This window comes from Okeania sp., from assembly GCF_983059655.1.
In genome coordinates this window covers 3,163-7,495 of record NZ_CEZPJD010000379.1, presented here as the reverse complement: position 1 = coordinate 7,495, position 4,333 = coordinate 3,163, and the positions used below count along the sequence as shown (strand labels likewise).

General features: G+C 34.5%; 5 protein-coding genes. 2 read left to right on the top strand and 3 right to left on the bottom strand.

Annotation, left to right across the window (positions count from 1 at the left end):
• The first annotated feature begins 854 nt into the window (after nucleotides 1–854).
• Entirely contained in the window at nucleotides 855–1,817 is a 963-nt protein-coding gene (locus AC3DU7_RS19775; protein WP_488041024.1) for an NAD(P)-dependent alcohol dehydrogenase, read from the top strand.
• A gap of 23 nt (nucleotides 1,818–1,840) precedes the next feature.
• Here AC3DU7_RS19775 and AC3DU7_RS19770 read toward each other — a convergent pair whose 3' ends face one another.
• The 3 genes from AC3DU7_RS19770 to AC3DU7_RS19760 are packed head-to-tail and all read right to left on the bottom strand — an operon-like array spanning nucleotide 1,841 to nucleotide 3,113.
• Complete coding sequence (locus tag AC3DU7_RS19770; protein ID WP_488041023.1) at nucleotides 1,841–2,089, bottom strand: zinc ribbon domain-containing protein; 249 nt, start codon at nucleotides 2,087–2,089, stop codon at nucleotides 1,841–1,843.
• Nucleotides 2,090–2,149: 60 nt separating this feature from the next.
• Complete coding sequence (locus AC3DU7_RS19765) at nucleotides 2,150–2,926, bottom strand: RNA-guided endonuclease InsQ/TnpB family protein (protein WP_488041022.1); 777 nt, start codon at nucleotides 2,924–2,926, stop codon at nucleotides 2,150–2,152.
• Entirely contained in the window at nucleotides 2,901–3,113 is a 213-nt protein-coding gene (locus tag AC3DU7_RS19760) for a helix-turn-helix domain-containing protein (RefSeq protein ID WP_488041021.1), read from the bottom strand. Before AC3DU7_RS19760 ends, AC3DU7_RS19765 begins: the two co-directional genes overlap by 26 nt.
• A gap of 100 nt (nucleotides 3,114–3,213) precedes the next feature.
• Between AC3DU7_RS19760 and AC3DU7_RS19755 the strand changes: the two genes are divergently transcribed.
• On the top strand, nucleotides 3,214–4,047 hold the full coding sequence (locus AC3DU7_RS19755) for an urease accessory protein UreD (RefSeq protein WP_488041020.1): 834 nt from the start codon (nucleotides 3,214–3,216) through the stop codon (nucleotides 4,045–4,047).
• The last annotated feature ends 286 nt before the right edge of the window (nucleotides 4,048–4,333 follow it).

The window sequence follows — 4,333 nt, the reverse complement described above, 5'->3', positions numbered from 1 at the left end:
AATGCTTACTAGAAAAGAGGAAGTAGGTAGTAGGCAGTAGGTGAAAAGAATTAATAATTTCTGTACGATAATTAATTTTATTTTTTATGATCAGTAGATGTCTATTTATGAAATATAGCAATAGACAGGTAGATTAGGACTCAATTCAGTTCAGTTAAGAATTTTTTTGGCAGTTATTTCATCTGAAGAGCTACTCTCATGGTTCGAGACTTTGTGAGTTTTGGTCTTATCTGTTTGCGCAGCATTCTGTAGGAAACCGTATTTGGTTAGGAATTGTGTGGATGATAAACTGAATAAGGGGAAATATTTTTCCCACTGTTCCCTGCTATAAAAAAAAGGAAAAATCAAAAATATCAGATTTTTCACCTGAAGTAAATTATGACAATTTTCACAAATTTCACAAATATAGTAATTTCAAATAACAATGAAACACTGTTTTTGCTGAATGTATTTCTAGGGAAGAAACCCTTGTATCAATCTCAACTGAAATGATTATAATTCTACAAAAAGCAAATTATCAACTAATAGATATAATCAGTTGTTATCAAATCCAATCTTCTACTTTTCTGTATCATTATTTTCTTTTATTCATGCTTCTATATGCAAATTTTAATTCTTCCTTATTACCGAATAATTAAGGTTTAAATCCTCTTATTTAAAGGAGAAAAATATACTTGAAAGATGGCGAGAATAACTCGCTATTTTTAATCGTTCAAGAGAAGAAAAAAATCCTTAAGTGTTAATCTTCTCCTTGAAAAGAAGAGGTGATTATTCATTATTCATTATTGAACATACCTTGCGAAACAAAGAAATTATTGGTATTCTAATTAAAGTTCTAAAATTTATGAAATTCTATGAAAGCCGTCACTATTAATCAGTATGGTTCTATTGATGTATTGGAATATTCAGATATTAACCAACCTCAAATTACACCCAATCAATTATTAGTAAAAATTCACGCTACAAGTGTTAATCCTGTAGATTGGAAAATTCGACAAGGGCAACTACAATTATTATCAGGTTTTAACTTTCCTATTATTTTAGGTTCTGACTTATCTGGAGTTGTATTAGAAGTAGGAGAACAAGTAGAAAATTTTGAACCAGGAGATGAAATTTATACATTTATTAATCCATTAGTAGGAGGTGCTTATGCTGAATCTATTGCTTTACCTGCAAATACTGCAGCATTAAAACCAAAAAATATGACTCATTCTCAAGCAGCAACAGTTCCAGTTGCAGGTTTAACAGCTTTTCAAGGATTACTTGATTTAGGTCAAATTAGACCAGGACAAAAAGTATTAATTAATGGTGCTTCTGGTGGAGTTGGTATCTTTGCTGTACAAATTGCCAAAGCAATGAAAGCTGAAGTAATAGGTGTTTGTAGTAGTAACAATATTACCCTAGTAGAAAGTTTAGGAGCGAGTCGAGTTATTGACTATAATCAAATTGATTTTACTCAAGAATTAGAGCAGTACGATATTATTTTTGATGCTGTGGCTAAAGAAACTTTTTCTAGTTGTGAAAATGTATTAAAGCCAGAGGGAATTTATATATCTACTCTGCCAACTGTAGACAATTTACCTCCTACTTTCTTAAGCTTATTTGTGCCTGGTAAAAAATCTAAATTAATTCTTGCCCAACCAAAACCCCGTGACTTAAATGCTCTCCGAGAATTGATTGAAGATGGATTAGTTAAATCAATTATTGGCCGTACATATAAATTAGAAGAAATAGCAGAAGCTCATGCTTATAGTGAAATGGGTCATGCTGTAGGAAAAATTGCTATTACAACTGAAGAAACAAGTTTAGTTGAGTGACATCTCCCACACGCTCGCTGACACTATAGTGTAAGCTCTCTCGTTTCGTAGCCCCGGTATCCCGTCGGGCAAGCGCGTGCTTTAAGGACGGAATGCCCTGCCGCCCTATTTTTTATATTTATCGCTGCATTCCAGTCGCGGTCTATTACAATACCGAAATGCGGACAAGAATGAGTTCGTATGTTTAATTCTTTATCGACTTTTTTCCCACAGTTTGAGCAATCTTGGCTGGTATTTTTGGGGTTTACTGCGATGGTTTTCACCTCCAGCATTTCCGGCTTTGACAGTCAAAATAGACAGGAATTGTCCCCCAAATCGCATCGTTAGTTGATTTACTCAAACGAGTCTTTGCTAGCCCTTTTATATTTAAGTTTGCCTCCGGCACGCCGCTCCGCGTCTACATGGGCTATAACTTCTGCTTTTGATAATAATTCATTGGCTGTTTTGAAATGAAAATCTTTACGTTTATCAGCAACCTTTTTATGTTGTTTGGCCAAAGCTTTGACAGCTTTTAAGCATCTTTTATTACCTTTCTTTTTACGAGATAAACGTTTCTGTAGAGTCTTTAATCGCTTTTGAGATTTTCGATAGTATTGAGGTATGGGAACAGATTCTCCTTCACTTGTTACTAAGAATTCCTTCAACCCCATATCAATTCCCAGAGTATTTTTTAATGTAGGTTCAACTTTACTTGTTAAAGCTGGAACTGATTTATCTTCTAGGGATAAAGTCACATAATAACCATCTGCTTTACGACTAATTGTCACTGTTTTAATTTGAAAACCATCAGGTAAAGGCCGATGTTTAATTAACTTTACCTTTCCTATTTTGGGCAAATTAATTTGATTTTCCTCTATGCAGTCAAGTTTTATTTGAGGATAAGTAAAACTGCGATAACGACTTGTTTTCTTAAACCTTGGTTTCCCTAATTTTTGTCCATTTTTGTCTGCCTTAAACCATCTATCAAAGGCAAGTTTTACCCGTTTTATGCAATCCTGTAAAACTTGAGAATGAATTAGCTTGTACTCCCGAAACTTGTCTTTGGTATTGACCAAATCTTTTTTTTGAGAGTAATAATCTGGATTATCTCTGAGTTGAGGAATTGGCATGCGCCTTGGGACAAGCATTAACCGGACAGCGATTTTCTTCCCACCAGGAGAACCGCTCCCCTAACCTATAGTTGTACTGCCGACGTAACAAGTCCAGACATCGTTCTATGGTAGACACTTGTTCTTTATTAGACTTTAATTTGTACTGATAAGCCGTCCGCATTACTATCAACATTACTTCGATCATTGTTATGATAACATCAACTTTTGATTTCAGACAACGTAAGATTTTTCCAACTTTAGTTCTTCCTTCTCCTATATAAAAAGTCTCTAAAAAAATCCTAATTATGATTAAAGAATGGCACGGTAGTCTCGATTTAATTTATGGTAAACAAAATAACACCACTCAAATTATGACAAGCAAAAATCAAGCACCATTAAAAATACAAAGACCTTTTTATCCAGAAGGAAATGAAGTTTGTCATAGTGTAATTTTACATACTGCTGGTGGTATTGTTGGAGGCGATCGCCTTTCTATTGATATCGAATTACAACCGACTACCCATGCTTTAATTACTACTGCTGCTGCTAGTAAAATTTATCGTAGTAATGGTCAGCTTGCTCAACAAAATATTAGTATTAACCTTGATAGTGAGTCTTGTTTAGAATGGTTACCTCAACCAACAATACTATTTAATGGTGCTGAATATCGGCAAGATTTAAAAGTACATTTAGGAGTAGAAGCAAGTTGGATGAGTTGGGAAATTATTAGATTTGGCAGGAGTGCTAGGGGAGAAAAGTTTTTAACAGGAAATTGGCGTTCGTATACTGAGGTTTGGCAAGAAAATTATCCTATCTGGATAGACAGACAATGCTTAAAAGGTGGGTCGGAAATGGTTAATAGTCTTTTGGGTTTAGCTGATAATTCTGTAGTTGGAAGTTTCATTTTTGTTGGGCAACCTGTTACAGCAGAGGTAGTTACAAAAACTCGTGACTTGTGGCAAAGTTTAGGTATTGATATGTCTGGTGAAGTAGGTGTTACTCGTGTTCCTAAAGGGATGATTTGTCGCTATTGTGGGCAGTCAATAATTAATGTGAAAAATTGGTTTAATTCGGTTTGGCATTATCTCCGTCTTTTTTATTTAAAAAGACCTAGTTGTTCTCCGCGAGTTTGGTATTAGTTAGTAAGAATTCAGCAGTCAGCATTTAGCAGTCAGCTAATAACTTATTATCTTAGAAGGAGAATTTAAAATTATGTTTATGCGGCATTCCGCAGTCAAGAAAAAGATAACAAACTAACCCTATATTTGAGGGTTGAGATTGATTGCCATCTCCTGTGTTTTCTGGTAGCGTTCACAATGAGTTTGTTGGTCAATAAGAGTGACTATAACTTTCTCATTGTATTTTACCACCTATTTATCAGAGTAGAGATGAACTTTTAGCCAAATGAGTTTCCCAATATTTGAG

Excerpts from the sequence above, each read along its gene's own strand:
- AC3DU7_RS19765 (WP_488041022.1), bottom strand. The coding sequence starts at position 2,926 with ATGCCAATTCCTCAACTCAGAGATAATCCAGATTATTACTCTCAAAAA.
- AC3DU7_RS19775 (WP_488041024.1), top strand. The coding sequence starts at position 855 with ATGAAAGCCGTCACTATTAATCAGTATGGTTCTATTGATGTATTGGAA.
- AC3DU7_RS19760 (WP_488041021.1), bottom strand. The coding sequence starts at position 3,113 with ATGATCGAAGTAATGTTGATAGTAATGCGGACGGCTTATCAGTACAAA.
- AC3DU7_RS19755 (WP_488041020.1), top strand. The coding sequence starts at position 3,214 with ATGATTAAAGAATGGCACGGTAGTCTCGATTTAATTTATGGTAAACAA.
- AC3DU7_RS19770 (WP_488041023.1), bottom strand. The coding sequence starts at position 2,089 with ATGCTGGAGGTGAAAACCATCGCAGTAAACCCCAAAAATACCAGCCAA.